Below are 26,404 nucleotides of genomic sequence, written 5' to 3'. Positions count from 1 at the left end.
CGTCAGAGGACGACGTCCCGGTTGACGTTCTTGTACAGCAGATAAACCGAGTGGTTCAGGCCGGTGGGATAGAATTGCTGCGGACAGAACGATCCCATCCAGATGAAATCATCAACCCAGATTTCGTGCCAGCTATTGCCGAGATAATACAGGCCTTGCCCCTCCAGCATGAACAATCCGTGCTCCATGATGTGCGTTTCGACAGCCGGGAAGCAGACGCCGGGCTGGAAAAACATCAGGTTCATCTCAAAGTCGAACCGCAGGTCGCCCATTGGCAGCAGGTGCTTGAACCCGCGGCCCTGCAGCCCGGTATGGTTCGTCATCGGCATGGATTGTTGTTGACCGATGATCGCCGTCGGGGTGGCGATGCCCTCGGCCTTCTCATAGCGCTTCTTGACGGCGATGATGCGGGCAGGCGTGGTGGGATGACAGGACATCGTGAAGGATACGCCGGGCGGTACATAGACAAAGGCGCCGACAGCAAGCTCCACTGGCGGGTCGGAGCCGATGGTCACGTCCACGCCTCCTGCCACAACATAGAAGAAGTGCTGCAGGTCCACACAGATCGGCTGGGCCGTACCGCCCGCGGGCTCGATTTCCAGCATATATTGGGCAAAACCGGCGCCGAGCGAAGGCGCCGCCAGAAAGCGCACGGTTGTGGATTTCCACGCCGGAAGCCGGCTCTTCAACACGCCTTCCGGCGGCATGAACGCGAAGTTGCGACCGACAACGCCGCGATTGTGGCCGATCGCTCCGGGAGGAACGATGCCGGGTTGGCCGGGCAAGTCGGTGGGATGCATCTGAGGTCCTCGGGGAGTCTGGTTCAATCGAAAGGTTCTAGCGAAAGGCCGCGTCGGCGGGTTTCGGAAACATGCCGCGGACACTGGAGCCCGCTTCACGTTGCAGCCGGTTCCGGACAGTTATCATCACGGGATCCTTGCGACGAGAGCGCGAATGCAGAACATACCAGCCAGTCCCTCGCATCAATGCGGAAAGGACAGTGGAGCAATGAGCCGGACCAGGTCGAGCTCCGATGCGACGCTGACGTGAGGCTTAGCTCAAGGAATAGGACGCGTCCGCTGGATTTCCATCACCCTCCATTTCCCGTCCCCCGCGCGCTTCAGCGCGGGGTCGCTCACCCGCACGTGCTCCGCCAGAAAATCGATGAACGCGCGGACGCGCGCCGGGAGCGGCGCGGTGTGGCCGACATAGACAGCGTGGATGTCTTCGCGGTCGCCGGGATTGTAGTTCTGCAAGACCGGGACGAGGCGGCCTGATTCGATGTCGGGGCCGATGTGGAAGAGGGCGAGGCGGGCGAGGCCCACGCCGCCGAGCGCGAGGCGGCGGGCGGCTTCGCCGTCGCTGGCACGGGCGGCCGGCGGCGGCATGGCTTCCTCGGTGTGCTCGCCGCGCTTGAATGGCCAGCCGCGGATCGAGCGCGGAAAGGTCCAGCCGATGCCGCGGTGATCGGCAAGATCCGCCGGAATCTTCGGCGTACCGAAGCGCGCGAGATAATTCGGCGCGCCGACCACAACCATGTGGCTGGTGCCGAGTTTTCGCGCGACGAGGCGTGAGGCCCGCAACGGTCCGACGCGAATCGCGACGTCAGCGCGCTCCTGCATCAGGTCGATCAGTGTGTCGGTCAGCACCAGATCGAGCGTGACGTCGGGATGCTGTTCCAGGAAGCGCGGGATCAGCGGCATCACATGCAGCATGCCGAAGGGGATGTTGCTGTTGACGGTGAGGCGGCCGCGCGGTGCCGCGCCTGAAGCTGCCTCGCGCTCGGCCTCCTCCATCTCGGCGAGAATGCGCACGGCGCGCTGGTAGAAGGCCTGGCCTTCCTCCGTCAGCGTGAGCTTGCGCGTGGTGCGGTTGATCAGCCGCGAGCCGAGCCGTGCCTCCAGCCGCGAGATCAGCTTGCTGACGCCCGACGGCGTCAGGCGCAGTTTTCGCGCGGCCTGGGTGAACCCGCCCAGGTCGACGACGCGGACGAAAACCTCCATCTCGGCGGAGCGGTTGGTGTCGAAACGGGCCATGTTGAATTCACGTCACAAATGATTGGATTGCGGACATCCTAATGCTTTTGCTGCAGCGCGGCTATCTGCGTGGCTCGTGCCATCCACTGGAGTCCCGCATGCCTCCCGCCGTCCTTGCGCTCACCGCCGGTGCCTTCGGCATCGGCACCACCGAATTCATCATCATGGGCCTCTTGCTCCAGGTCGCCGCCGACATGCATGTCTCCGTGCCGATCGCGGGCCTCCTCATCTCCGGCTATGCGCTGGGTGTGTTCGTCGGCGCGCCGGTTCTGACGCTGGCGACGCGGCGGATGCCGCGCAAAACCGTATTGCTGGCGCTGATGGCGATCTTCACGCTCGGCAATGCCGCCTGCGCGCTGGCGCCGAACTACGAATTGCTGATGGCGGCGCGGGTGCTGACCTCGCTGGCCCACGGCACGTTCTTCGGCGTGGGCTCGGTCGTGGCCACCGGCCTCGTCGCCGAGGACAAGCGCGCCTCGGCGATCGCTACCATGTTCATCGGCCTCACGGTCGCAACGCTGCTGGGCGTGCCCTTCGGCGCCTGGTTCGGCCTGATGCTCGGCTGGCGCGCGGCGTTCTGGGCGGTGACGGTGATCGGCGTGATTGCCTTCGCCGTGGTCGCCGCGTTCGTGCCCGGCCATGTCGGCAACGGCGACAAGCCGATCTCGCTGGCGGAAGAGCTCGCGGTGCTCGGCCGTCCGCAGGTGCTGCTCGGCCTCGCCATGACCGTGTTCGGCTTTGCCGGCCTGTTCGTCGTCTTCACCTATATCCAGCCGATCCTGACGCGCTTCACCGGTTTTTCGGAGGAAGCGGTGTCGCCGATCCTGCTGGTGTTCGGCGCGGGTCTTGCGATCGGCAACGTCGCGGGCGGCAAGCTCGCCGACCGCGGCCTGGCGCGGGCCCTGATCGGCACTCTCGCCGCGCTCGCCATCGTGCTGCTTGGCCTTGCCGCGGTGCTGTCGGTCAAGATCCCCGCTGTCGCGCTGATCCTGCTGCTCGGCATCGCCGCCTTCGCAACCGTCGCGCCGCTCCAGCTTCGCGTGCTGGAAGCCGCCGGCCCGAGCGGCCGCACGCTCGCCTCGAGCCTCAACATCGCCGCGTTCAATCTCGGCAACGCGCTGGGGGCCTGGGCCGGCGGTGTCACCATCGATCGCGGGCTCGACCTCTCCGCGTTGCCGCTGGTGGCGGCCGGAATCACCGCGATCGGCCTCGTGCTGGCGTTGTGGAGCCTCCGGCTCGACCGTACTGCGGTCGCCGTCGCAGCGTGCCCGGCGGAATAGGAGCGCGATCATGGAATACCGCAATCTCGGCGCTTCCGGACTCAAGGTCCCCGTCCTCAGCTTCGGCACCGGCACTTTCGGCGGCCAAGGCCCGTTATTCTCCGCCTGGGGCCGCAGCGGCATTGAGGAGGCGCGCAGGCTGGTCGACATCTGCCTCGATGCCGGCGTCAATCTGTTCGACAGCGCGGACGTCTATTCGAACGGCGCCTCCGAGGAGATTCTCGGCGCTGCGATCAAGGGCCGCCGCGACAAGGTGCTGATCTCGACCAAGATGAGCCTGCCGATGGGCGATGGCCCGCTCGATGCCGGCTCATCGCGGCAGCGGTTGCTGACTGCGGTCGACGCAGCGCTGCAACGGCTCGGCACCGACACCATCGACCTCCTTCAGCTTCACGCGTTCGACGCGTTCACACCGATCGAGGAGGTGCTGTCGACCCTCGATACGCTCGTGCGTGCCGGCAAGCTGCGCTATGTCGGCGTTTCCAATTTCGCGGGCTGGCAGCTGATGAAGTCGCTCGCCATCGCGGACCGGCACGGCTGGCCGCGCTATGTCGCGCACCAGGTCTATTACTCGCTGCTCGGCCGCGACTATGAGTGGGAGCTGATGCCGCTCGCGCGCGATCAGGGCGTCGGCGCGCTGGTCTGGAGCCCGCTCGGTTGGGGGCGGCTGACCGGAAAGATCCGGCGCGGCCAACCGCTGCCGCAACAGAGCCGCCTGCACGCCACCGCGCAATTCGGCCCGCCCGTGGACGAGCAGCGGCTTTACGCGATCGTCGACGTGCTGGATGCGATTGCCGCCGAGACCGGCCGCACCGTGCCGCAGGTCGCGATCGCCTGGTTGCTGTCGCGCCCCACCGTCTCTTCCGTGATCATCGGTTCCCGTGATGAGGCGCAGCTGCGCGACAATCTCGGTGCGGTCGGCTGGTCGCTGGGCGCGGATCAGATCAAGCGTCTCGACGAGGCGAGCGCCGTGATGCCGCCCTATCCCTATTACCCCTATCGCATCCAGGAGGGTTTTGCGCGGCTCAATCCACCGCTGGTGTGACGGATAGCTAATAGAAGGCGGCGATCGCTGCGCCTAGCCCCTGCGGAAGGTTGGGTTCGCTCTTCAGCGTGTCGATGAAGACGGGATCGTCGGCCACCGTGAGGCCATCCAGCTTGATCGGATGCAGCGGCTCGGCGGCTGCTGCGACAGCTGCCAAATCCGGACCGGTCCGGATGCCGTTATATGCCAGCCGCGGGCGCAATTGGACGTTGTTGCCGAACTGCTCGTCCAGCGCGAGACGCCATCCGGTTCGTGACACCGTTCCGCTCGCGATCGCGGCCGACATCGCGATGCTGTGCGGCTGCAACGTGCCGAGATTGCCGAGCGCGGCACTCAATCGTGTCGTTGCTTCCGACAGCGTGATCTTCTCGATCCCCGGATCCTGGTCGGGCGAGGTGAAATCGATCACCCGCGCACTCCTGCCGACTTTGAGGGCCTCGCCGCTTCCGCCTGCCTGCTGCATGGCCTTCTTGGTCCCATAGCGCGCTCGCCCGCCGATCGTGACCAGGACGATATCCTGCTCGCGCGATTTGATCAGGTGGGCGTAAGGATCGCCGGTGACACCCTTCACGACGAGGAGATCGGCGAACTTGCCCTTGGCGATGGTTCCCAGCTTTGAGTCCCACTTCAGGATCGCGGCCGGATTGCGCGTTGCCATCGCGACGATATCGTAATCGCTGAAGCCGAGATTGAAATGCGCGGATACGACCTTCGCCGCCTTCAGCTCGCCCAGCAGGTTCTTGCTGCCGGACGGCGACCAATCCGAGCCCAGCGCGATGGTGAGGCCTGCGGCGCGCGCTGCGGCGACATCGGTCGTCCTGCCATAGAGCAGCAGGTTGCTCAGGGGCGACCAGACGACCTTGGCCTGGTGCTGGGCCATCGTTCCGAAGTCGGTCGCATCGAGCGCCGTGCAATGAATGCCGGCCAGCGACGGCTCGATCGCCCAATCTCCCGCGGAATTGCGCAGCGCCAGGAAGTGGCTATGCGCCTTGGTATCGATGCCCTCGCTTAAGTGGAGCAGGAAACACGCCGACGATTTCAGCTCGTTGTCGAACTTCGCCCAATCCTCGGCATCGATGTCGGGAATCTTGGAGTGTGCCCGCGGAAGATCGGGCGGGCTCCCGATCTCGGCGGCGCGCAGCGCGCCCTTGTAATATTTGTGGATCGTGCCGCTCCAGTTCGACAGCGTGATCCCCTGGCTCGTCGTCGTTCCCGCGACCAGGCATTTGGCTTCGACATAGCGAACCAGGGCCGGCAGCAGCGAGCCGTCGTCGGCAAGGGCGATCGCGCTCATCGGGCCGGTCACGGACGTCTTGTACGATTTGGCATTCTGCCACTGGTCGCGATTGCCAAAGAGTTGCGGCACGCGCCAGAGCGGCAGGACGTTGTAGCTGAGGTGATTATGCAGCTCGATCAGGCCGGGATAGATGGTGCCGCCGGTGGTCACCGCGGCGACGGCCTCGAAGCCCGCCGGGGCCGGCCGTCCTTTGGGCAGGATCGCGGCGATCCGATTGTCCTCGATGAAGATCGTCCCGTTCTTGATGACGTCGCCCTCAGTGGCCATCGTCACGATCCGGCCGGTCAGCGCCCATCGCTTCGGGTTTGCGGCCGGGCTCATGGAATCACCCCATCGGGAATGGTGATCATGATGGTGCGCCGCTTGGCCGCCGCGTCAACGCCCTGGCGCACGGCCCACGGCGTATCTCCACGCATCCAGGCCGGCAGTCCCGCCGGAAGGTCCTTTGCAATGATGTCGACAAGCTCGGACGGCTTGAAGGCGTCGCCGTACGGCACGAGTGTCGTCGGCACGTCGGGATGCTTGACCTCAGGCGCCAGCGCCGCGAGGGCGGCATTCCATTTGGCCAGCATGATCTTGGTATTCGCCGCCTGCGTCGCGGAATCATGCGCGGAGCTTTCCGGCCAGGTCGGGTGCGTGATGTGCTGATACGCGAGGGTCTTGTAGGCCGCGCCGTCGGAGCTCTTGAGCCAGGCTTTCCAGGCCTCGTCCGCGAGGCCGCCGAGCGAGATGACAGCCTCGATGTTGCCGGGGCCCAGCACGGCCTTGAACCATTTGTTGCGATAGTCGACGATGCCCGGCTCGTTCTTGTGCTTGGAGCCGCCGCTCTGGCCGTAAACGCTGTACAGGAAGGTGTTCACCATCACATAGCTCTGCACGATGCCGAGCTTGGCCAGAAAGCCCTGGGTCCGGCGGCCCGCGGTGCCGACCAGGATTCGGCGTACGATGGTCTCGTGCTGGGCGGGATCCTGGCCGACGATGAGCACACGCGCCGATCCGTCGAGCCGGCCGCGGTGAAAGATGGGCCCCCATTCGATGCGGAAGTCGTGGGGATCGTAGGCTTCAGCGCCGGGGTAGTTGGCGCACAGATCGCGAAAGGGTTGCTCGCCGTATCCGGCGTCGAATTCTGTGAGCATGGAAAATGCTCCAATCTGCCGATGTCAAGAATAGCTGCGTCAAAAAACCTGGTCGTTATGCCGCAATCTCAGCGGTAGTCTGTTGCACAATTCAACCAATATATGGGTCAAGACAGCGGGCGCAAAGGTTCACGGGCGTCCCTGGCTCCGGGGCCGTGACAGAGCGTCGCGACAACGCGCCATGCAGAAACGCGCCTGTACACGGTCGCGTGATCTCCATAACCTCCGCGGCGCAATTTCAGGAGATGCGGCGTGGCGAAGAAGACGGCGAGCAAGAAGAAAAGTGTTTCAAGGAAAGTAACGAAGACCTCGAGCAAGAAAGCCACCGCCCGCAAGGGTGCCGTCGCGAAAGCTGCGAAGAAATCAGTCAAGAAGGCCGCCCCGCGCAAATCGGCCACGGCGCGCCGTCCCAGGGGACCGGTCTGGCAATGGTCTGCGGTCGATACCGCGGCCGCGATCCGCAGCGGCGCAATCTCCGCTGTCGAGACCGTCGAGGCGCATCTGGATCGGATGCGCGCGGTCAATCCCAGGCTGAATGCGGTCGTTGTCGATCTCAGCAAGGAAGCGCTGAAGGCTGCGCATGCGGCCGACAAGCAGCGCGCCAAGGGCGGCGAGCTCGGCCTCCTGCACGGCGTGCCCATCACCATCAAGGAAAACGTCGATTACGAAGGCCGGCCGAACTTCAACGGCGTGCCCGCCAACAAGGATTACATCGCGCCGTCGGATGCGCCTGTTGTCCGTAACCTGAAGAAGGCCGGCGCGATCGTCATCGGTCTCACCAACACGCCGGAATTCTCCTTCCGCGGCTTCACCGACAATCCCCTGCATGGGCTGACGCTGAACCCCTGGGACCCTGATATCACCTGCGGCGGCTCCTCGGGTGGCGCGGGGTCGGCGGTTGCCGCCGGTATCGGCACGATCGCCCATGGCAACGACATCGGCGGCTCGCTGCGCTGGCCGGCACATTGCAACGGCGTTGCCACCATCAAGCCGACGCAGGGCCGCATCCCCGCCTTCAACGGAAGCGCAACGGCCGAGCGGCCGATGCTGGCGCATCTGATGTCGGCGCAGGGGCCGCTCGCCCGCCACGTCGCCGACGTTCGCCTTGCGCTGGAGGTGATGAGCCAGCGCGATCCGCGCGATCCCTGGTGGGTGCCGGCGCCGCTTGTGGGGCCGAAGCCGAAGGGACCGATCAAGGTCGCGCTGGCGAAGATCCCCGACGACATGGACGTCGATCCGGCGGTCGCCGCGGCGCTGCGCCGGGCCGCCGATCACCTCGAGCGTTCCGGCTATCGCGTCAGCGAGGTCGAGGTGCCCGACATCAACGGCGTCTGGCAGACCTGGTGCGACATCATCACCAACGAGACGATGGTGATGCAGGAGGCCGCGATGCTGAAGGTCACGTCCGAGGATTTCCACAATGCGTGGAACGGCATGAAGGCCAAGGCCAATGTGCTCGATCTCAAGGCCTGGATGCAGGCGACGGCCGCGCGCAACGGCCACATCCGCGCCTGGCAGCTGTTCTTCGAGGACTACCCGGTCGTGCTGGCGCCGACCACGGTCAGTCCGACGCCGGGCCCGCGCGACGACACCATCAGCGCCGAGCGCGTGCAGGAGGTGTTCTGGGGCGGGATACGCTTCATCTCCGCGATCAACGTGCTGGGCCTGCCCGGCGCGGTGGTGCCGGTGGCCTTGCACGAGGGCAAGCCGATCGGCGTGCAGCTCATCACCGGGCGCTACCGCGAGGATCTCGCGCTCGATGCCGCGGCGGCGATCGAGAAGCGTGCCGGCGTGCTCGCCCATCGCCTATGGGAGACGATGGACTGAGCGCTCGCGAGTTGCCGCCGCGTTGACAGTGCCGCCCTCGCTCCCTGTGGGAGAGGGTGGCACTGGCGGCCTTCGGCCGCCGTCCCTTGAGAACGCCGATGCTTTGCATCCGCGATGGGAAGCGAGTCGCGCCTAGGCGTACGAATTCGTTAATCCAATTTGATTCGAATTTTAGCCAATTCACCAATAACCGTTAGGGTTACTTCCTCGATCTCTAGGCGAATTATTGCTCGCTTTACCACCCGCCTCTAACACGAGGACGGCGGACAACGCACGTGCCTCATACAGGCCAATAAGTGCGGCCCGCTCCACGCGGAGGTGGCACGATGCGCAACGAGACGATCGCTATTCACGCCGGCTATGAGCCCGAAGCCACCACGCATGCGGTTGCCGTGCCGATCTACCAGACCGCGGCCTACGCCTTCGACAGCGCCGATCACGGCGCGGCGCTCTTCAATCTCGAGGCCGAGGGTTTCCGTTACAGCCGCATCGCCAATCCGACCAGCGCGGTGCTGGAGAAGCGTATCAGCCAGCTCGAAGGCGGCGTCGGCGCGCTTGCGGTCGCGACCGGCCAGGCGGCGCTGCATTTCGCCTTCGTCAACGTCGCCGATCACGGCGGCAACATCGTGTCCGTGCCGCAGCTCTACGGCACCACGCACACGCTGCTCTCGCACATTCTGCCGCGCCAGGGCATCACGGGCCGCTTCGCCGAGAGCGACAAGCCGGATGCGATCGAGAAGCTGATCGACGAGAACACCCGTGCGGTGTTCGCCGAGACCATCGGCAATCCTGCCGGCAATGTCTGCGACATCGAGGCATTGGCGAAGATCGCGCATGCCCATGGCGTGCCGCTGATCGTCGACAACACGGTCGCAACCCCGATCCTGCTCAAGCCGTTCGACTACGGCGCCGACATCGCCGTGCATTCGTTGACCAAGTTCCTGGGTGGCCACGGCACCACGCTCGGCGGCGCCATCGTCGATTCCGGAAATTTTCCGTGGGCGAAATACGCCGACCGCTTCCCCGCCTACAACAAGCCGGACGCGTCCTATCACGGCCTCGTCTATGCCGAGCGCTTCGGCAAGACCGCCTATATCGAGCGCGCGCGCAGCGTCTATCAGCGCACCATGGGTTCGGTGCTCTCGCCGTTCAACGCCTTCCTGCTGCTCCAGGGCATCGAGACCGTGGCGCTGCGCATGGAGCGCCACGTCGAGAACGCGCGCAAGGTCGCCGAATTCCTGCGCACTGACCCGCGCGTCGCCTGGGTCAACTACACGGGTTTCCCGGACAGCCCCTACTATCCGCTGGTCCAGAAATATCTCGACGGCAATGCCTCCTCGCTGTTCACCTTCGGCATCAAGGGCGGCATGGAAGCCGGCAAGACCTTCTACGATGCGCTGAAGCTGATCACGCGCCTTGTCAATATCGGCGACGCGAAGTCGCTGGCCTGCCATCCGGCATCGACCACGCACCGGCAGATGTCGGCAGAGCAGCAGCGCCTCGCCGGCGTTCTGCCGGAGACGATCCGCCTGTCCATCGGCATCGAGCATGCTGCCGATATCATCGAGGACATCGACCAGGCGTTGGAAAAAGCCTGTCCGTCGTCGCGCCTCCAGGCCGCGGAGTAGGCGACGGCCCCGATGACGATCCTGATCGACAGGGATCACGGTATGTCGAGCCCGGCGCTGGTGCCGGCCGAGGGCGATCTGGCGCGCGATCATGCCGGCGCCGAGCTCACCATCGGGCTGATCAACAACATGCCTGATCCGGCGCTGAAGGCGACTGAGCGGCAGTTCATGAAGCTGCTCCAGGCCGCCGCCGGCCCGCGCCGCATCCGCTTCCACTGCTTCTCGCTGCCCTCGGTCAAGCGCTCGCCCGAAGCGAAATGGCACGTCGAGAGCGAATATTCCGATCTCGCGGATCTCAAGCGTCAGCGATTCGACGGGCTGATCGTGACCGGCGCCGAGCCGGTCGCGCCCGAGCTCGACCAGGAGCCGTACTGGCGCGACCTCACCGATCTGGTCGACTGGGCGAGGACCAACACGCGCTCGACGATCTGGTCATGCCTCGCCGCGCACGCCGCGGTGCTGCACCTCGACGGCATCGCGCGGCGACGGCTACCGGCCAAGTGTCACGGCATCTTCGACTGCGAGGCCGTTACGGGTGATCCGCTGACGCATGCCCTGCCTGCGCCGCTCAAGGTTTCGCATTCGCGCCTGAACGAGATCGTCGAGAGTGATCTCGAGCAGGCCGGTTATCAGGTCTTGACCCGCTCGGCACTGGCTGGTGTCGACGTCTTCGTCCGCCAATATGCCAGCCGCTTCGTGTTCTTCCAGGGCCACCCCGAATATGACGCATTGTCGCTCCAGCGCGAATATCTGCGCGACGTCGGCCGCTACCTCGTGCGCGAGCGTGACAATTATCCGCACCTGCCGGTGAGCTATTTTGACTCAGCGACGGAAGAGAAGCTTGTGCGCTTCGAGAAGCAGGCGAGGCACCAGCGCCATCCAGCGCTCAGCAACGAGCTTCCCGCGCTGAATTTGCGCGCCGATATCGCCGCCGGCAGCGCGGCGGCGGCGCTATTCCGTAACTGGCTGCAGTATCTCGGCGCGGACGCCGATGCGTCGGTCCTGGCGCGCTAGGTCAGGACGCTTCACGTTAGGACTAACGAAGTGTGAAGCTTGCTTCCGGCAGCGTACGAATGCTTCACTGAAGGGGGCGGGGCAAACAGGAAATGCGGTCGTGTGGTCGGCACTCCAGGGACGCGTGAGCAATCGGCTGGCCCGGCATTTCCGTGCCGCGCCGCACCGGCTGCCCGCGCACGCGCCGATGGTGAGCTTCACCTTCGACGATGCCCCCGATAGTGCCGCCGGCGAGGGTGCTTCGCTTCTCGAAGCGCATGGTGGCCGCGGCACCTACTACATCGCCGGCAGCCTGATTGGCCGGCCGTCGGATCACTGGCATGGGCTGTCGAACGACGCGATCGTGCGGCTTCACCATGCCGGCCACGAGATCGCCTGCCACACCTTTTCGCACGAGAGCGCGGTCAATCTCGGCGAGGCCGCCATGACCCGCGAGATCGAACGAAACCGCAGCCATCTCCGCGGCATCGATTCCTCGATCGCGCTGGAGAATTTCGCCTATCCGTACGGCCTCGCCTCGGTCTGGCGCAAGCCGCAGCTCGCGAGAACCTTCCGCTCGGCGCGCGGCATTCTGCCCGGCGTCAATCGCGATGTCATCGACCTCCAGTTCCTGCGCGCCTCGCCGTTGGTCGATTGCGAGATCGATAGGGCGGGCGTCGATCGCTATTTCGACGAGGCGGTCGCAAGCGGCGGATGGCTCATCTTCTACGGCCATGACGTCGTGAACGCGCCGAGCCCCTATGGCTGCACGCCGCACCTGATGCGCCATGCGCTGGAGGCGGCCGGCAAGCGCGACATGCCGATCGTAACCGTCGCGGAGGCGCTGCGACGAATCGGGGCGTAGCTCTCTTACCTCGCCCCGCTTGCGGGGAGAGGTCGGATCGCTCTTGCGATCCGGGTGAGGGGGTACAGGTCCCGCAACAGTCTCATCCGTGGAAAGAGGCCCCTCACCCCAACTCTCTCCCCGTAAGAACGGGGAGAGGGAGAAGAAGCAGCGGCGCAAGCGTCAAATCGTCTTGCCACGCCCGCGCAGCCATGCGACTGGCCTTGGGACGAATCCCACGGCCTCCGACACACCCATGAACGTCCCTTCCACTGCTCCGCTGCCCGCGCCGGCCAACGGCCGCGACGCGCTGTCGGTGCTGCATTCGGTGTTCGGCCTGCCGGGGTTCCGCGGCGCGCAGGGCGAGATCATCCGGCATGTCACCGATGGCGGCAATTGCCTCGTGTTGATGCCGACCGGCGGCGGCAAGTCGCTGTGCTACCAGTTGCCGTCGTTGCTGCGCGAAGGCTGCGGCATCGTGGTCTCGCCCTTGATTGCGCTGATGCGCGACCAGGTTGCCGGCCTGCTCGAGGCCGGGGTCAACGCCGCCGCGCTGAACTCGTCGCTGACGCCGCAGGAGGCTTCCGACATCGAGCGGCGCCTGATCGCGGGCGATCTCGACCTGCTCTATGTCGCGCCGGAACGACTGGTGACGCCGCGCTGCCTGTCGATGCTGGCGCAGGCCAAGGTGGCGCTGTTCGCGATCGACGAGGCGCACTGCGTCTCGCAATGGGGCCACGACTTCCGCCCCGAATATGTCGGCCTCTCCATCATCGCCGAGCGCTTTCCCGAGGTGCCGCGCATCGCACTGACCGCGACCGCCGATGAGCTGACGCGGAAGGAGATCGTCGAACGGCTCAAGCTTGGGGGCAGTCCGCAATTCGTCTCGAGCTTCGACCGCCCCAATATCCGTTACGAGATCGTCGACAAGCGCAATGCGGTGTCGCAGCTCAAGGAGTTCATCCGGGAGCGCCATGCGGGTGACGCCGGCGTGGTCTACTGCCTGTCGCGCAACCGGGTCGAGGAGGTCGCCGCCGCGCTCGATGACGCCGGCATCGCCGCGCTGCCCTATCACGCCGGGCTCGACAGCAGCGTGCGCTCGCGCAACCAGGACCGCTTCCTCAACGAGGACGGCATCGTCATCGTGGCGACCATCGCCTTCGGCATGGGCATCGACAAGCCCGACGTGCGCTTCGTGGCGCATCTCGATCTGCCCAAGAGCATCGAGGCCTATTACCAGGAGACGGGGCGCGCCGGCCGCGATGGCAAGCCGTCCGCGGCATGGATGGCCTACGGCCTCTCCGACATCGTGCAGCAACGCCGCATGATCGACGAGTCCAGCGGTTCCGACGATTTCAAGCGCGTGTCGATCGGCAAGCTCGACGCGCTGGTCGGGCTCGCCGAGACCGCGCAGTGCCGGCGCAGGCGGCTGCTAGCCTATTTCGGCGAGATCGTGCACGGCGAAACCTGCGGCAATTGCGACAACTGCCTGACGCCGCCGAAGATGCGCGACGGCAAGGTGCTGGCGCAAAAACTCTTGTCCTGCGTCTATCGTACCGGCCAGCGTTTCGGCGCGATGCACCTGATCGACGTGCTGATCGGTCGCCTGACCGAGAAGGTCACGCAGTTCGGCCACGACAAGCTGTCGGTATTCGGCATCGGGCGCGAGCTCAACGAAAAGCAGTGGCGCACGGTGCTGCGGCAGCTCGTGGCGATGGGCCATTTGCAGAGCGACAGCGAAGCTTATGGCGCACTGAAGCTGACGGAGGCCGCGCGCGGCGTGCTACGCGGCGAGACCGAGGTATGGCTGCGCGAGGAGGCGCCCGGCACCCGCGTCCGTTCCAGCCGCGCGAAATCCCGCCGCGGCGATCTCGCGCCTGCGGCCAGCGCCCCGCAAGGCGATGTCGATCCTGAATTGCGTGCCCGGCTGCGGTCCTGGCGCTCGGATGTCGCGCGCGAACGTGGCGTGCCGGCCTATGTCGTGCTGCACGACGCCACCATTGACGGCATCGTGCGGGCCTGGCCGACCACGCTGGACGAGCTCCGCAACGTGCCCGGCATCGGCGACAAGAAGCTCGAGCATTATGGCGACGAGCTGCTGCAGATCGTGCGGACGCGGTAGGGGTGAGCTAATATCTCCACCGTCATCCCGGACAAGCGCGCCCAAAGCGCGCGCAGATCCGGGATCCATAACCACAGGCCGTGGGAAACGGCACGCCGACAGCCTCAGTGTGTTTCAACAATTAGCAGTCGGGGTAATGGGTCCTGGCTTTCGCCAGGACGAGACCAGTGAGGAGGCGCGCGCCGTCTTACGGCACCGACGCACTAGCCGTTCCGGAACGCGTAGCCGTAGCCGTTGAGCGCCGGGGCACCGCCGAGATGCGCGTAGAGGACCTTCGCGCCCTTCTCGAAATAGCCTTTCTGCGTGAGGTCGATCAGGCCCTGCATCGACTTGCCCTCGTAGACGGGGTCGGTGATCATGGCTTCGAGACGCGCGGTGAGGCGGATCGCCTCCTTGGTCTCTTCCGACGGCACGCCATAGGCGGGATAGGCGTAGTCCTCGATCAGCACGACGTCGTCTGCGACGATGTCCTTGCCGAGCTCGACGAGCTTGGCCGTGTTCTGGGCGATCGAGAGCACCTGCGCCTTGGTCTGCGCCGGGGTGAACGACCCGTCGATGCCGATCACCTTTCGCGCGCGGCCGTCGGCGGCGAAGCCGACCAGCATGCCGGCATGGGTCGAGCCGGTGACGGTGCAGACCACGATGTAGTCGAACTTGAAGCCGAGCTCGGCTTCCTGCTTACGCACTTCCTCGGCGAAGCCGACATAGCCGAGCCCGCCATATTTGTGCACGGAGGCGCCGGCGGGAATCGCGTAAGGCTTGCCGCCCGCGGCCTTCACTTCCTCGATCGCCTGCTCCCAGCTCTTGCGGATGCCGATGTCGAAGCCGTCGTCGACCAGGCGCACGTCGGCGCCCATGATGCGCGAGAGCATGATGTTGCCGACGCGGTCATAGACGGCGTCCTCGTGCGGCACCCAGGCTTCCTGCACCAGGCGGCACTTCATGCCGATCTTGGCGGCGACGGCGGCGATCATGCGGGTGTGGTTGGACTGCACGCCGCCGATCGAGACCAGCGTGTCGGCGTTCGAGGCGATCGCGTCCGGGATGATGTATTCGAGCTTGCGCAGCTTGTTGCCGCCATAGGCGAGGCCGGAATTGCAGTCCTCGCGCTTGGCATAGATCTCGACATTGCCGCCGAGATGTTTCGACAGCCGCTCCAGCTTCTCGATGGGCGTCGGGCCGAAGGTCAGCGGATAGCGCGCGAATTTTTCCAGCATGGTCAGGTCATCTCGATTGGTGTTGAGCTGGCCGCAGCGACTAGCATATGTGGTAAGGAATGTGCTCTCGAATGCTGCACCGATATTGCATGATATCTTGCGAAGATTGGCATTTTGACTAATATTTCTTTCAGAAAATCATCCAGCATCGGAAGCTTCTTCCATGCCGCCTCGGCTCGATCGAACCGACCTTAAGATATTGAGATTGCTTCAAAATAACGGCCGGCTCAGCAATGCCGAGCTGGCCGAAACCGTTGCGATCAGCCCCGCCACCTGCCATCGCCGCACCCAGCGCCTGTTCGAGGACGGCTTCATCGCTGCCGTCCGCGCCATGATCGCGCCGAAGAAGGTGGCGAAGGGGACGCTGGTCATGGTCGGCGTCGTGCTGGACCGCTCGACGCCGGAAAGCTTTGCCATCTTCGAGCAGGCGATCGCAAAACTGAAATTCGTGCTCGATTGCCACCTCGTCGCCGGCGACTTCGACTATTTCCTCAAGATCCGCGTCGGCGACATGGAGGATTTCAACCGCATCCATGGCGAGCAGCTCATCGCGCTGCCGGGGGTGCGCCAGACCCGCACCTTCTTCGTGATGAAAGAGGTCGTCGACAACGCGCCGCTGGAGTTTTGAGCGGCTTCACGATGCCTGTTCGACGACGCCGTCCGGGACCTGCTCCCGCTCGGCGTCCTCCGGCCGCATCGCGATCACCGCGATCAGCCCGAGGCCGACGCCGATCATGACATAGAAGATCGGCGCCAGCGGGGAGCCGGTGAGCGCGATCAGCCAGGTTACGAAGAACTGGGCAAAGCCGCCGAACACCAGCACCGCGACATTGTTGACGATCGCAAGCGCGGTTGAGCGGACGCGGATCGGGAACAGCTCGACCAGCGTGGTGCAGTAGACGCCGAGGAAGAAGGCGCTGAAGAAGCCGATGACGATTTGGGCGACCAGGAGCCTTGCGATCGACGGCTCGGAGATCACCCAGGCATAGAGCGGGTAGAGCGAGACGAAATAGCCGATCAGCGAGACCAGCAACAGCGGCCTGCGCGGATAGCGGTCGGAGACAGCGCCCGCGATCGGCACGACGATCACCATCACGATTGCCGCGATCATCTGCACCAGGAAGCTCTGCATCAGCGGCAGCTTCAGCACCTCCTTGGCGTAGGTCACGGTGTAGCCGAAGGTGACGTAGAACGACACGGCGCTCGCCACCACCATGCCCATGCCGATCAGGAAATTGCGGCCGGGATTCTTCAGCGCGGCGATGAAATTGTCCTTGTGCAGCGTCGCCATGCTGCGCCGGGAAGCTTCGGGCTCGATGACGCTGGCGCGCATATAGAGCAGGATCGGAACGATCACGAGGCCGACGAAGAAGGGAATGCGCCAGGCGCCGGCGGCAAGCTGCTCCTGCGTGAACGCCAGCGTCAGGGCGGCACCCAGCACTGCGCCGAGCACGTTGGCCATGAGCTGGCCGGCGATCTGCCACGAGCCATAGAAGCCGGTGCGGCCGGGAGGCGCCGCTTCGATCAGATAGGCGGTCGAGGTGCCGAACTCGCCGCCGACCGAAAAGCCCTGCAGCAGCCGCGCCAGCAACACAATCAGCGGCGCCGCGATGCCGGCCGTGGCGTAGGTCGGCGTCAACGCCAACAGCGCGACCGACACAGCCATGATGCCCATGCCGAGCGTCATCGCCGCCTTCCGCCCCTTGCGATCGCCGAAATAGCCGAGCACGAGGCCGCCGATCGGCCGCATGAAGAAGCCGGTGCCGAACAGCGCGGTGGTCAGCAGCAGTGCGTTGATCTCACTGCCCGGAATTTTCGGGTCGACCGGGAAGAACAGGTTCTTGATGACCGGTGTCATCAGGGCGAACACCGTGAAGTCGTACCACTCCAGGGCATTGCCGGCGATCGCGGCTGCGATGGCTTTCCTGTTCGTCCGCATCTCTCGCTTGCCTGTCCGGTTGCGCCTATTCGGCGGGTTGATGGGTGACGTCGGCATCCTGCCATTCGTCGCCGGCGAGTTCCGGCGTGGCGAAGGCCTTGAGGTTGGCGAAATGAATCTCGCGATCCTCGACGAACAGGCGACGGACGATGCCGCGCGCGAGCCGGTCGGCGCCTTCGCTGATCGCGGGGATATCGCCGGAGAGCTTTCCGTGGCTCAGCGTCGCCGGATAGTTGAAGCAATGCAGCCGCGCCAACATGGGGCAGGCGCCGGGCTCTTTCTCCAGGAACTGGAAGCTGTCGCCGAGGTCTGGCGAGTTCTCCAGCTCGGCATTGTCCATGCCGTCAGGTGCCGGGAAGCGGTCGCACCAGAACCGGATATGCGGCGCGAACTCGGCGAGCTCGTCGCGCAACGCGAGGTCGACCTTGAAGCCCGTGCCGAAGATGATGAAATCGGTCGCGTAGCGGCCCTTCGGCGTCGTTACCGTGAGATGGTCTCCCGCGACGGCGAGATCATCGATCGGGCTTGCGAGATGGAAATGCGCCTGCGGATAGGCGGAGACCCGCAGTACGCTTTGACGCGGCGGCGGCGTCTGCGCCTTCAGCGTGTGATCGAGGAAACGCCATTTCCAGTCATCCGACAGGCCGGCAAAGCCGTGGACGACGCCCTGGCTGCCGATGCCGGTGAACTTGTTGACGCGCGGGATGTCCGCGCGCCGAATAAAGAGGTCGAGCCGCGCTGCGCCCGCCTCCAGCGCCATCGCTGCGTTGTCCATGGCGGATGCGCCCGCGCCGACGACGGCAACACGCCTGCCGCGAAGTCTCTCGAAGTCGATAGGGGCGGACGAATGCGCCCAGAAACGTCGGTCGATGCCGTCGCAGAGCGACGGCACGTAAGCACCGCCGAGGCCGTCGCGCCCCGTCGCCAGCACGACATGGCGCGCGAGAATCTGTCGCGACGTGCCGCCCTCGCTGATGTCGAGCGCGAACAATTCATCGGTGCGCGCGTGGATTCGCTCGACCGAAACCCCGTTGCGGACCGGCAGGTCCAGCACCTTGCGGTACCAGATCAGGTAATCCATCCACATCGTGCGCGGCGCGCGGTCGAGCGCCTGCCACGCCTGCCTGCCGTATTGCGCCTCGTAGAAGGCGCGGAAGGTCAGCGCCGGCATGCCCATCGCAGGTCCGGTCAATTCCTTGGGCGAGCGTAGCGTCCGCATCCGGGCGAACGTGACCCAGGGGCCTTCCTCGCCGGCGCGGGCACGGTCGAGCACGAGCTGGTTGTCGACGCCGAGACGCCTGAGCATGGCGGAGGCGACGAGGCCGGCCATGCCGGCGCCGACGATGACGACGTCGACGACGCTCTCGCCATCGACGACGCGGCGCGGCACCCACGATTTGGCCGGCAGTTCGAGCCAGGCCAGATCCTGCTTCAGGCGCGCTTCAAGCGCCGCGAGGCCCGCCGCGTCAGGTGTCATCGTCGTCATGAGGGAGCTTTCTCGAATTCACTGGTTTCGTCGCCGGCCTCGGCCAGCGCGGCGGCGCCGCTATGCAGTTTTGCGCCGGGCATCAGCGCGACCGCGGCGCGCAGTGCGTCGTTGAGCGCGGCAACCGTCGGTGTCAGCTCGCGCCCGGTCGGCGCAATCGCGGCGAACAGGAAGGGAATGGACACGTCCAGGGGCCGGGTGACGACGCCCTCCACCGGCAGGCTGGAGGTCAGCACCGGCTCGACCACGGCGATGCCGAGCGACTGCTTGGCCATGGCGATCGCCGTCAGCGAAGCGTTGGTGTCGATGACCTCAGCGGGCACGACACCCTCACGCTCCAGCGCCTCCTCCACGCGGCGGCGAAGCCGGTAGGGGTTGGCCATCGTCAGCAGCCGGACGCCGGCGAGATCCCTCAGGCGAATGACCTTCTTCTTTGCCAGCGGATGATCCATCGCGAGGCACGCGACGCACGGCACCTCGCAGACCCACTGCATGTCGAGCCCGGGATGCTGGATCGGCAGGCTCGCAAGGCCGAAATCGACCGACTGCGACAGCACCGATTGCACGACGTTCTCGGCCGAGAGCGCCTGCACGTGGACCTGACTTGGCAGCAACTCGCGTTCGAGCGCTGCGAGCGCGGCAGGGACGAAGCCGGCCGCCAGCGCCGGGATTGCCGCCAGGCTGAGCACGGGAAGCGCCCCCGCACCGATCGCGTTGGCGCGCTGGCGGATGTGCTTCAAGCCCATCAGCAGCCGCTCGACCTCGGCATGAAACAGCACGCCCTTTGGCGTCGGGCTGATGCGCGGGCCGTTCCGGGTGAACAGGAGATAGCCGACGTCAGCTTCGAGATCCTGGATCTGACGCGTCACGACCGGCTGCGATCGGCCGAGCAGCCGCGCCGCGCCGGTGATGCTGCCGGCCGACATCACGGCGGCGAAGGCCTCGAGAAGGCGGATATCGATAACGTCCTGGTTCATCGCCATGTCGCCCGCATTATGTGAATATAGAATGAACAATATTTCTTGATGTGCAAGAAGTATTATGAGAGCATGAGGTTATGCCGATGGAGCCAACCCCCTTTCGCCACCACAATCCGGCCGGGCCGGTCTACCGGCGCGGCTGGGTCGACGAGGCTGTAGCTGCGATCGAGGCCGACCAATGCCGCACGGCCGACACGCATCTGATCCGGCTGATCGTGCCGGCGCTATCAGGCATCGATATCTATCTGAAGGACGAGTCCACGCACCCGACCGGCAGCCTGAAGCATCGGCTGGCGCGCTCGCTGTTCCTCTACGCGCTCTGCAATGGCCACATCCGCGAAGGCACGCCCGTGGTCGAGGCCTCGTCGGGATCGACCGCGGTGTCGGAAGCCTATTTCGCGCAGATGATCGGCGTGCCCTTCTACGCCGTGATGCCGCGCACGACGTCGGCGGAGAAGATCGCTGCGATCGAGCATTATGGCGGCAATTGCCATCTGATCGACGACGGCCGCGCGCTGTATGCCGAGGCCGCCGCGCTCGCCACCCGCCTGAACGGCCACTACATGGACCAGTTCACCTTCGCCGAGCGCGCCACCGACTGGCGCGGCAACAACAACATCGCCGAATCGATCTTCACGCAATTGCAGGGCGAACCGCGCCCGCTGCCGGACTGGATCGTGATGGGCGCCGGCACCGGCGGCACCTCGGCCACCATCGGACGCTACTTGCGCTACCGCCAATATCCGACGCGGCTGTGCGTCGCCGATGTCGAGCATTCCGCCTTCTTCGATTGCTTCCGCACGCAGGACCGCTCCCACGTTTGCGAACGGCCCTCGCTGATCGAGGGCGTCGGCCGGCCGCGCTGCGAACCGTCCTTCGTGCCTGGCGTTGTCGACCGCATGATGAAAATCCCGGACGTCGCAACGATTGCGGCGATGAATGTACTGTCGCGCCGGCTGCGCCGATCCGTCGGCGGTTCCACCGGCACCAACTTCCTGGCGCTGTGCCGCATTGCCTCGGAGATGCGTAGCGCCGGCCAAGCCGGATCGCTGGTCACGCTGATCTGCGATTCCGGAGAACGCTATCGGCAGACCTACTATGACCCCGCATGGCTGAAAGCACGCGGCCTCGATCCAGCGCCGTTCGAGACTGCCCTGTCGTCGTTCCTGGATACGGCGCAGCCGCTGGCGCTCGCCGTCGAGGATGTTGTCAATCCACAGAGCCCGCGGAGTGTTGCTTGACCACGCTGATCGAAACCATTGCCGGCGTGCGCGCGGCGTCACGGCTCGGCCAGGCTCTGAACGCCCGCGCCGAGATTTTGCACCTCAGCGAAGCCGCCCATGACGCGGTGCTGCTGCCGCGCGAGCCCGGCGGCCTGAGCCACGGCTTGCGGGCGGCGCTCGCGGCGCGGATGTGCCGGCACGTCGGCGACGAGGCGCTGACCGCGCATTACGACTCCTATCTGGCGCATGCGAGCGATCTCGACCTGGCCGCTCTGGCACGGCCCGGCGGCCTGTGTGGCGATTCCCTGCACGACGCCATGGCCCGCCATGCCGACCTGCTGACGCTGTCGCCGCGCGAGGCGACGCGACAGGACATTGCGGCGCTGAAGACGGCCGGCGTCAGCGAGGCCGATATCGTGCGGCTGTCCGAGCTTGCCGCCTTCGTGAACTACCAGCTGCGGGTCCTGGCCGGCCTCAGGCTCCTGAAAGAGGTCGAAGCCCGATGAGCGAGGTCGTCCACAAATTCACCGCGACGATCCCGACCTGGTCGCCCTATGTCACGCCTGTCAAGCTCGCCTCGGCGACGTCAGAGCAGCTCGCGGCGATGAAGGTCACGCCCTCCAACAAGGGCGTCTCGCCTTACGTGCTGACGCTGGCGCATGACCCGGAATCGCTCGCGGTGCGCTCGCCGCTGTTCAACCTCATCATGTACGGCAAGGACGGCTTGTCCCCGGCCGAGCGTGAGCTCGGCGCGCTGAGTGCCTCGGTCGTCAACCGCTGCATCTATTGCGCCGCCGTGCACGCCTCACGCTTCATCAGCTACTCCGGGCGCAACGACGTCGTCGAGGAAATCTTTGCCGACGAGCGCGATGCCACGCTGGAGGCGCGCCAGCAGGCACTGTTCAATTTCGCTACAAAGCTCTCGACGACGCCGATCGAAGCTACTGCAGATGACGCGCGTGCACTCGGCGAGGCCGGGCTGAGCGAGCTCGAGCAGCTCGACCTGGTACTGTCGGCCGCGATCTTCGGCTGGGCCAACCGGCTGATGCATACGCTGGGCGAGCCGCTGGCGTGCCCCGAGGCGCCGTAACCGGCGTCTCCCTGTTATTTGCAAAATTGCACGATCGTCACGGCAACTTCACTTGCGATGCGCGCACATGCGGGCGACGGTCTCCGCTTCTCAACGAGGAGATCCTGCCGTGCGCCTTCCCATTCTCGATCCGAAAGATCTGACCGACGAACAGAAGCCGCTCTATGACGACATGCGGGCCGGCATCAAGGACCACTTCAAGGGCTTTGTGAACATGCGCGACGATGGCGCGCTGCTCGGACCCTGGAATCCCTGGGTCCGCGAGCCGCGCTTCGGCAAGCCGGTGTGGGAGCTGGTCAAGGCGATCGCGTCGAACCCGCTGCTGCCGGCCTCGGTGCGCGAGGTCGCGATCCTCGTTACCGGCTCGCATTTCCGCTCCGGCTACGAGCTCTATGCTCATGTGCTGGTGGCCGAGCAGCGCGGCCTCTCCGACGAGAAGCTCGCGACCATCGTGGCCGGGCAACGGCCGGTGGATCTGACCAAGCAGGAGGCGGTCGCCTACGACGTCGCATCGGCGCTGGTGAGCGGCGGCGTGCTGCCGGAACTGACCTGGCGCGCCGCGGTCAAGGAGTTCGGCGAGCATGGCGCGGCCGAGCTGTCCTATCTCGTCGGCGTCTATTGCATGGTCTCGGTCACGCTCAACACCTTCGACGTGCCGGTGCCGGAGTAGAAGCGCCTTGTTCTGTTCGAGCATGATCTTTTCGGAAAACCGCTGCACACTTTTCCGGATCATGCTCTAATTGCGCACGGTGTAGAGCGGCGTCCGCAGCGTCAGCTGGTAGGACGGTTTCGGCATCCATGCGATCTGCGCGGTGATGCCGAACAGGCGGTTGTCGTTTTTCGCAGCAGGCAGTCCGCTCGGCAGCGTCGCGCCCTGTCGTACCCCAGGGCTTCGAACGCGGCCGACAGGGAGGTGTTGCCGAAGCCGAGCCCGAGCGTGCCCGCGGGAATCGTCGCGCAAGTCGTGCGCAGGTCGAGATAGATGTTCGGCACGGTCGGCTTCGCGATGGGCTGTGACGGGGCACGTGACGATCCGACGCGTGGCGACTTGATGACGGAACTGTTGTTAGATGGAACGTGATCACACCTGTGGTCAAGCGCTGTCCGCAAGCGATGGACTGCGCGGATGTGCGCGGGTACCCTGCGGTGATCGCGTTGACATACTCGCCGGCCAGAGTGCAGGCCGGACAATGGAGGGACGACAGTCATGAACACGTCACGCCGCATCCTGCTCACTGGTCTGGCAGGCCTCGCTGTCGCCCCGACCGCCGTGGCCGCCGCCGTTCCGCCGGCCGAACCTGGCGACGTGACGGTCGCCGAAGAGCGCTTCGCGCGCACGATCGCGGCCGCGCATGCCCCCGATGTCACCTGCACGCGGCAGGCCGAACGCTATGCGGATGCGCATTGGCCCGAATATGTTGCGGCAGCCAGGGCCGTGCTGGACGCGCGCGTGTGATTCGCGCTTTTACTTCTCGACCGCCCGCCGCACCTGTTCGCCGATCTGCGACAGCACGAGCTGCGCCTGCGGCAGGATCGCGCCCATGGCGTGGAAATTGTGGACCATGCCGTCATGGCAGACGTGCTCGACGGTGACGCCGGCGGCGAGAAGCTTGCGCGCATAGGCATTGCCTTCGTCGCGCATCGGGTCGAACTCGGCGGTATGGATGATCGCGGTCGGCAGGCCCGCAAGGCGTGTGGCGCGCAGGGGTGAGATGCGGGGATCGGCGGCATCGATGTCGCCGGGCAGATAATCGGCGAGATCGGCTTCGATCGTGATGCGATCGATCAGGTGGCCCTCGGCGAACGCCTCGCGCGAAGGCGAGGTCTCCTCGAAATCAAGCACCGGGCAGATCAGGCATTGCGCGACGATGGAGAGGCCGGCGTTCTGCAGCGCTTCCTGGCACACGATCGCGGCGAGCGTCGCGCCGGCGGAATCGCCGCCAACCACGAGGCGTCCGGCGTCGATGCCGAGGGACGACGCTTCGCGCGCGACCCATTCGGTGGCGGCGATCGCATCCTCCACCGCGGCGGGAAATTTGTGCTCCGGCGCGAGGCGGTAATCGACCGAGACCAGGCGGCAGCCGGTGGCATGCGCAAGTGCCGCCGCGATGCGGTCGTGCGTGGCGACGCTGCCGGCGACGAGCCCGCCGCCATGAAAGAACACGAAGCCCGGCGCGCGCTCAGCGGCGGTTGCGGGCGAATACAGCCGATAGGGAAGCCCTCCGCCGGGGCCGGGCAGCGTGCCGTCGGAGACGGTCACGTCAGGCGCGTCAGTGCGCGCGAACTGCATCAGTTTCGCCAGCGACTGCCGCCGCGCCTCGACGCTCGGCCGGTTTCGCACCTGCGGCCCGGCCGCAGCCATCATGGTCAACAAACGCTTTGCGAGCGGATCGAGCGGCATGGAGGACTCCGTATGTGGCTGGCATTATATCCGGTTTGCTCCCCACCGCGATGCTTGCCCTCCCCGTCCAGGGCCCCCTCCGGGGGAGGGGGCATTCCCCGCAGGGAATCATTTAGAAATTGCCCCCAATAGTCGTGCCATATTGCGGCATCACGCCAAGGGGAGGCCGGCCATGGCCGAGGTCAAGAAAGCCATCGAATATTCGCCGAGTTGGACCTTCTTCGAGGGCAAATGGCACGACGGCAATGTGCCGATCATGGGCCCGCGCACGCATGCGGCCTGGCTCGGCTCGGTCGTGTTCGACGGCGCGCGCGCGTTCGAGGGCGTCGCACCTGATCTCGACCGTCACATCGCCCGTGCCAATCAATCCGCGATCAATTTTGGCCTGAAGCCGGTGGTCGATGCCGGCACCTGGCTCACGCTCGCAAACGAAGGCATCGCGCGCTTTGCGGCGAATGCCGAGCTTTATATCCGTCCGATGTACTGGGCGGAGAACGGGTCGGGCGGCGGCGTGCTGTTCGACCCCGAGACCACCAACTGGTGCCTGTGCATCTACGAGGCGCCGATGCCCAAACCTGTAGGCAACGCCATCACGCTGTCGCCGTTCCGCAGGCCGACGGCCGAATGCGCGCCGGTCGAGGCCAAGGCGGCCTGCCTCTATCCCAACAATTCGCGCGCGCTGTCGGAGGCCGCCTCCCGCGGCTTCCAGAACGCGCTGATGCTCGACATGCTCGGCAATGTCGCCGAGTTCGGCAATTCCAACGTGTTCATGGCCAGGGACGGCGTGGTGTTCACGCCGGTGCCGAACGGCACCTTCCTCAACGGCATCACGCGCCAGCGCGTCATCGGCCTGCTTCGCGCCGACGGCGTCACCGTGGTCGAGAAGACGTTGCGCTATGCCGACTTCCTCGCCGCCGACGAGATTTTTTCAACCGGCAATTTCGCCAAGGTCGCGCCCGTGATTCGCATCGACGAGCGCGAGCTGACGCCGGGCCCGCTCTACTCCAAAGCGCGCAAGCTCTATTGGGACTTTGCGCATGCGGTGAAGCTGGCGGCGTAGGCTTCCTGACGTCGTCCTGGCTTTCGCCAGGACGACACCGAGGGTGTGGCATGCGCCACGCCTCAAGAGCCGCGCCTCCGGAACCGGCTGAACTGAAACGCCTGCGTCGATTTCCACGGCGTGTGATGAGTCTCGCTGCGCGTTTCGATCAGCTCGAAATCCGGCCCCAACTCCGTCGAAAGACTCGTGCTGTCGTGGCGCTGCACCGGCAGGCCGCTGCATTTCTCCGGACCATCGAGCGCAAAGGTGGCGATGATGACGTGGCCGCCGGACGCAACCGCCGACCGCAGGCGCTCGACGTAAGCGGCCCTGTCGCGCGGATCGGTCAGGAAGTGAAACGCCGCACGATCGTGCCAGACCTCGTAGCTGCGCGCCGGCCGCCACGTCGTGGCGTCGGCGACGATCCAGTCGACGGACGCGGCCGCCGGGCCGATCCGCCGCTTTGCAGCGTCGAGCGCATTGGCGGACAGGTCCAGCACGGCGAGATTGCGGTATCCGTCCTGCAAGAGAGCGTCCACCAGCCGCGAAGCGCCGCCGCCGATATCGATGATGCCTGCGCCGCGATCCACGTTGGCGGAGCGGATCATGTCGAGCGAGATCGCCGGGCTCTCCTGAAACCAGCTGACCTCGGTCTCGCCCTTTGTGGCGTAGACGTTGTTCCAATGCGCGCTTGGGTCGGACATGGCGGCTTCTCCAGCGTCGTCCTGGCGAAAGCCAGGACCCATTACCCCAGGAAGCAGTTTGGCGATGATTCGTCGTTCGGTACTGCTATCGATCTCTACCGACAGATCACGCGGTAT

24 protein-coding genes are annotated in these 26,404 nt (G+C 65.5%); 14 read left to right on the top strand and 10 right to left on the bottom strand.

From position 1 onward, the window contains the following. Positions 1 to 2 precede the first annotated feature (2 nt). A complete protein-coding gene (allE, locus tag WN73_RS32500; protein ID WP_028175260.1) occupies positions 3 to 800 on the bottom strand; it encodes a (S)-ureidoglycine aminohydrolase in 798 nt (265 codons plus the stop codon). Positions 801 to 1,058: 258 nt separating this feature from the next. After that, complete coding sequence (locus WN73_RS32495) at positions 1,059 to 2,036, bottom strand: LysR family transcriptional regulator (RefSeq protein WP_028175259.1); 978 nt, start codon at positions 2,034 to 2,036, stop codon at positions 1,059 to 1,061. A gap of 98 nt (positions 2,037 to 2,134) precedes the next feature. On the opposite strand from WN73_RS32495, the gene WN73_RS32490 reads away from it, so the two are divergent. Both WN73_RS32490 and WN73_RS32485 read left to right on the top strand, forming a co-directional pair. Continuing rightward, entirely contained in the window at positions 2,135 to 3,316 is a 1,182-nt protein-coding gene (locus WN73_RS32490) for an MFS transporter (RefSeq protein ID WP_028175258.1), read from the top strand. Between the two features lie 10 nt (positions 3,317 to 3,326). Further along, positions 3,327 to 4,361, top strand: a complete 1,035-nt coding sequence (locus WN73_RS32485; RefSeq protein WP_028175257.1) for an aldo/keto reductase — start codon at positions 3,327 to 3,329, stop codon at positions 4,359 to 4,361. 7 nt (positions 4,362 to 4,368) lie between these two features. Here the strand turns inward: WN73_RS32485 and WN73_RS32480 are convergent, their stop codons facing one another. Beyond that, positions 4,369 to 5,979 carry an amidohydrolase family protein gene (locus WN73_RS32480; RefSeq protein ID WP_028175256.1) on the bottom strand — a complete coding sequence of 537 codons (1,611 nt, stop codon included), beginning with the start codon at positions 5,977 to 5,979 and terminating at the stop codon, positions 4,369 to 4,371. Next, positions 5,976 to 6,794 (bottom strand): uracil-DNA glycosylase, encoded by an 819-nt coding sequence (locus WN73_RS32475; RefSeq protein ID WP_028175255.1) that lies wholly within the window; start codon positions 6,792 to 6,794, stop codon positions 5,976 to 5,978. The genes WN73_RS32480 and WN73_RS32475 overlap by 4 nt, the downstream gene beginning before the upstream one ends. A gap of 252 nt (positions 6,795 to 7,046) precedes the next feature. Here WN73_RS32475 and WN73_RS32470 point away from each other — a divergent pair, with 252 nt between their 5' ends. The 5 genes from WN73_RS32470 to recQ all read left to right on the top strand — a co-directional run bounded on the left by WN73_RS32470 (position 7,047) and on the right by recQ (position 14,208). Further along, complete coding sequence (locus tag WN73_RS32470) at positions 7,047 to 8,621, top strand: amidase family protein (protein WP_028175254.1); 1,575 nt, start codon at positions 7,047 to 7,049, stop codon at positions 8,619 to 8,621. Positions 8,622 to 8,947: 326 nt separating this feature from the next. Continuing rightward, positions 8,948 to 10,249 carry an O-acetylhomoserine aminocarboxypropyltransferase/cysteine synthase family protein gene (locus WN73_RS32465; RefSeq protein WP_011083077.1) on the top strand — a complete coding sequence of 434 codons (1,302 nt, stop codon included), beginning with the start codon at positions 8,948 to 8,950 and terminating at the stop codon, positions 10,247 to 10,249. A 12-nt stretch (positions 10,250 to 10,261) separates the two neighbouring features. Next, entirely contained in the window at positions 10,262 to 11,263 is a 1,002-nt protein-coding gene (metA, locus tag WN73_RS32460) for a homoserine O-succinyltransferase MetA (RefSeq protein WP_028175253.1), read from the top strand. A gap of 100 nt (positions 11,264 to 11,363) precedes the next feature. After that, positions 11,364 to 12,107 (top strand): polysaccharide deacetylase family protein, encoded by a 744-nt coding sequence (locus tag WN73_RS32455; protein ID WP_028175252.1) that lies wholly within the window; start codon positions 11,364 to 11,366, stop codon positions 12,105 to 12,107. A gap of 235 nt (positions 12,108 to 12,342) precedes the next feature. Further along, positions 12,343 to 14,208, top strand: coding sequence for a DNA helicase RecQ (gene recQ, locus WN73_RS32450; RefSeq protein WP_028175251.1), 1,866 nt, complete (start codon positions 12,343 to 12,345; stop codon positions 14,206 to 14,208). 203 nt (positions 14,209 to 14,411) lie between these two features. On the opposite strand, the gene WN73_RS32445 is transcribed toward recQ, so the two are convergent. Continuing rightward, on the bottom strand, positions 14,412 to 15,425 hold the full coding sequence (locus WN73_RS32445; RefSeq protein WP_011083073.1) for a 1-aminocyclopropane-1-carboxylate deaminase: 1,014 nt from the start codon (positions 15,423 to 15,425) through the stop codon (positions 14,412 to 14,414). Between the two features lie 163 nt (positions 15,426 to 15,588). Here WN73_RS32445 and WN73_RS32440 point away from each other — a divergent pair, with 163 nt between their 5' ends. Continuing rightward, positions 15,589 to 16,053 (top strand): Lrp/AsnC family transcriptional regulator, encoded by a 465-nt coding sequence (locus WN73_RS32440; protein WP_028175250.1) that lies wholly within the window; start codon positions 15,589 to 15,591, stop codon positions 16,051 to 16,053. Between the two features lie 6 nt (positions 16,054 to 16,059). On the opposite strand, the gene WN73_RS32435 is transcribed toward WN73_RS32440, so the two are convergent. Genes WN73_RS32435 through WN73_RS32425 form a run of 3 tightly spaced genes read right to left on the bottom strand, consistent with a single transcriptional unit; the run spans position 16,060 to position 19,827 of the window. Continuing rightward, positions 16,060 to 17,364 carry a citrate-proton symporter gene (locus tag WN73_RS32435; RefSeq protein WP_028175249.1) on the bottom strand — a complete coding sequence of 435 codons (1,305 nt, stop codon included), beginning with the start codon at positions 17,362 to 17,364 and terminating at the stop codon, positions 16,060 to 16,062. Between the two features lie 25 nt (positions 17,365 to 17,389). Next, positions 17,390 to 18,850, bottom strand: a complete 1,461-nt coding sequence (locus tag WN73_RS32430; RefSeq protein WP_028175248.1) for an NAD(P)-binding domain-containing protein — start codon at positions 18,848 to 18,850, stop codon at positions 17,390 to 17,392. Then, entirely contained in the window at positions 18,847 to 19,827 is a 981-nt protein-coding gene (locus WN73_RS32425; RefSeq protein WP_028175247.1) for a LysR family transcriptional regulator, read from the bottom strand. The genes WN73_RS32430 and WN73_RS32425 overlap by 4 nt, the downstream gene beginning before the upstream one ends. Positions 19,828 to 19,913: 86 nt before the next feature. Here WN73_RS32425 and WN73_RS32420 point away from each other — a divergent pair, with 86 nt between their 5' ends. The 5 genes from WN73_RS32420 (at position 19,914) to WN73_RS32400 (ending at position 23,599) form a co-directional block, all read left to right on the top strand. Further along, a complete protein-coding gene (locus WN73_RS32420) occupies positions 19,914 to 21,071 on the top strand; it encodes a PLP-dependent cysteine synthase family protein (protein ID WP_039186708.1) in 1,158 nt (385 codons plus the stop codon). Next, entirely contained in the window at positions 21,068 to 21,559 is a 492-nt protein-coding gene (locus WN73_RS32415) for a CMD domain-containing protein (RefSeq protein WP_028175245.1), read from the top strand. The genes WN73_RS32420 and WN73_RS32415 overlap by 4 nt, the downstream gene beginning before the upstream one ends. Continuing rightward, positions 21,556 to 22,143, top strand: a complete 588-nt coding sequence (locus tag WN73_RS32410; RefSeq protein WP_028175244.1) for a peroxidase-related enzyme — start codon at positions 21,556 to 21,558, stop codon at positions 22,141 to 22,143. The genes WN73_RS32415 and WN73_RS32410 overlap by 4 nt, the downstream gene beginning before the upstream one ends. A gap of 109 nt (positions 22,144 to 22,252) precedes the next feature. Then, positions 22,253 to 22,813, top strand: a complete 561-nt coding sequence (locus tag WN73_RS32405; protein ID WP_028175243.1) for a carboxymuconolactone decarboxylase family protein — start codon at positions 22,253 to 22,255, stop codon at positions 22,811 to 22,813. A 537-nt stretch (positions 22,814 to 23,350) separates the two neighbouring features. Next, positions 23,351 to 23,599 (top strand): hypothetical protein, encoded by a 249-nt coding sequence (locus WN73_RS32400; protein WP_011083063.1) that lies wholly within the window; start codon positions 23,351 to 23,353, stop codon positions 23,597 to 23,599. Between the two features lie 9 nt (positions 23,600 to 23,608). On the opposite strand, the gene WN73_RS32395 is transcribed toward WN73_RS32400, so the two are convergent. Beyond that, complete coding sequence (locus tag WN73_RS32395) at positions 23,609 to 24,544, bottom strand: alpha/beta hydrolase (protein WP_028175242.1); 936 nt, start codon at positions 24,542 to 24,544, stop codon at positions 23,609 to 23,611. A gap of 172 nt (positions 24,545 to 24,716) precedes the next feature. Here WN73_RS32395 and WN73_RS32390 point away from each other — a divergent pair, with 172 nt between their 5' ends. Next, on the top strand, positions 24,717 to 25,604 hold the full coding sequence (locus tag WN73_RS32390; protein WP_028175241.1) for a branched-chain amino acid aminotransferase: 888 nt from the start codon (positions 24,717 to 24,719) through the stop codon (positions 25,602 to 25,604). A gap of 62 nt (positions 25,605 to 25,666) precedes the next feature. Here the strand turns inward: WN73_RS32390 and WN73_RS32385 are convergent, their stop codons facing one another. After that, positions 25,667 to 26,287, bottom strand: coding sequence for a class I SAM-dependent methyltransferase (locus WN73_RS32385; protein ID WP_028175240.1), 621 nt, complete (start codon positions 26,285 to 26,287; stop codon positions 25,667 to 25,669). Positions 26,288 to 26,404: the final 117 nt, after the last annotated feature.

This window comes from Bradyrhizobium sp. CCBAU 45394 (assembly GCF_028128655.1).
Classification (GTDB): domain Bacteria; phylum Pseudomonadota; class Alphaproteobacteria; order Rhizobiales; family Xanthobacteraceae; genus Bradyrhizobium; species Bradyrhizobium diazoefficiens.
This window is presented reverse-complemented; position numbering and strand designations above follow the sequence as displayed.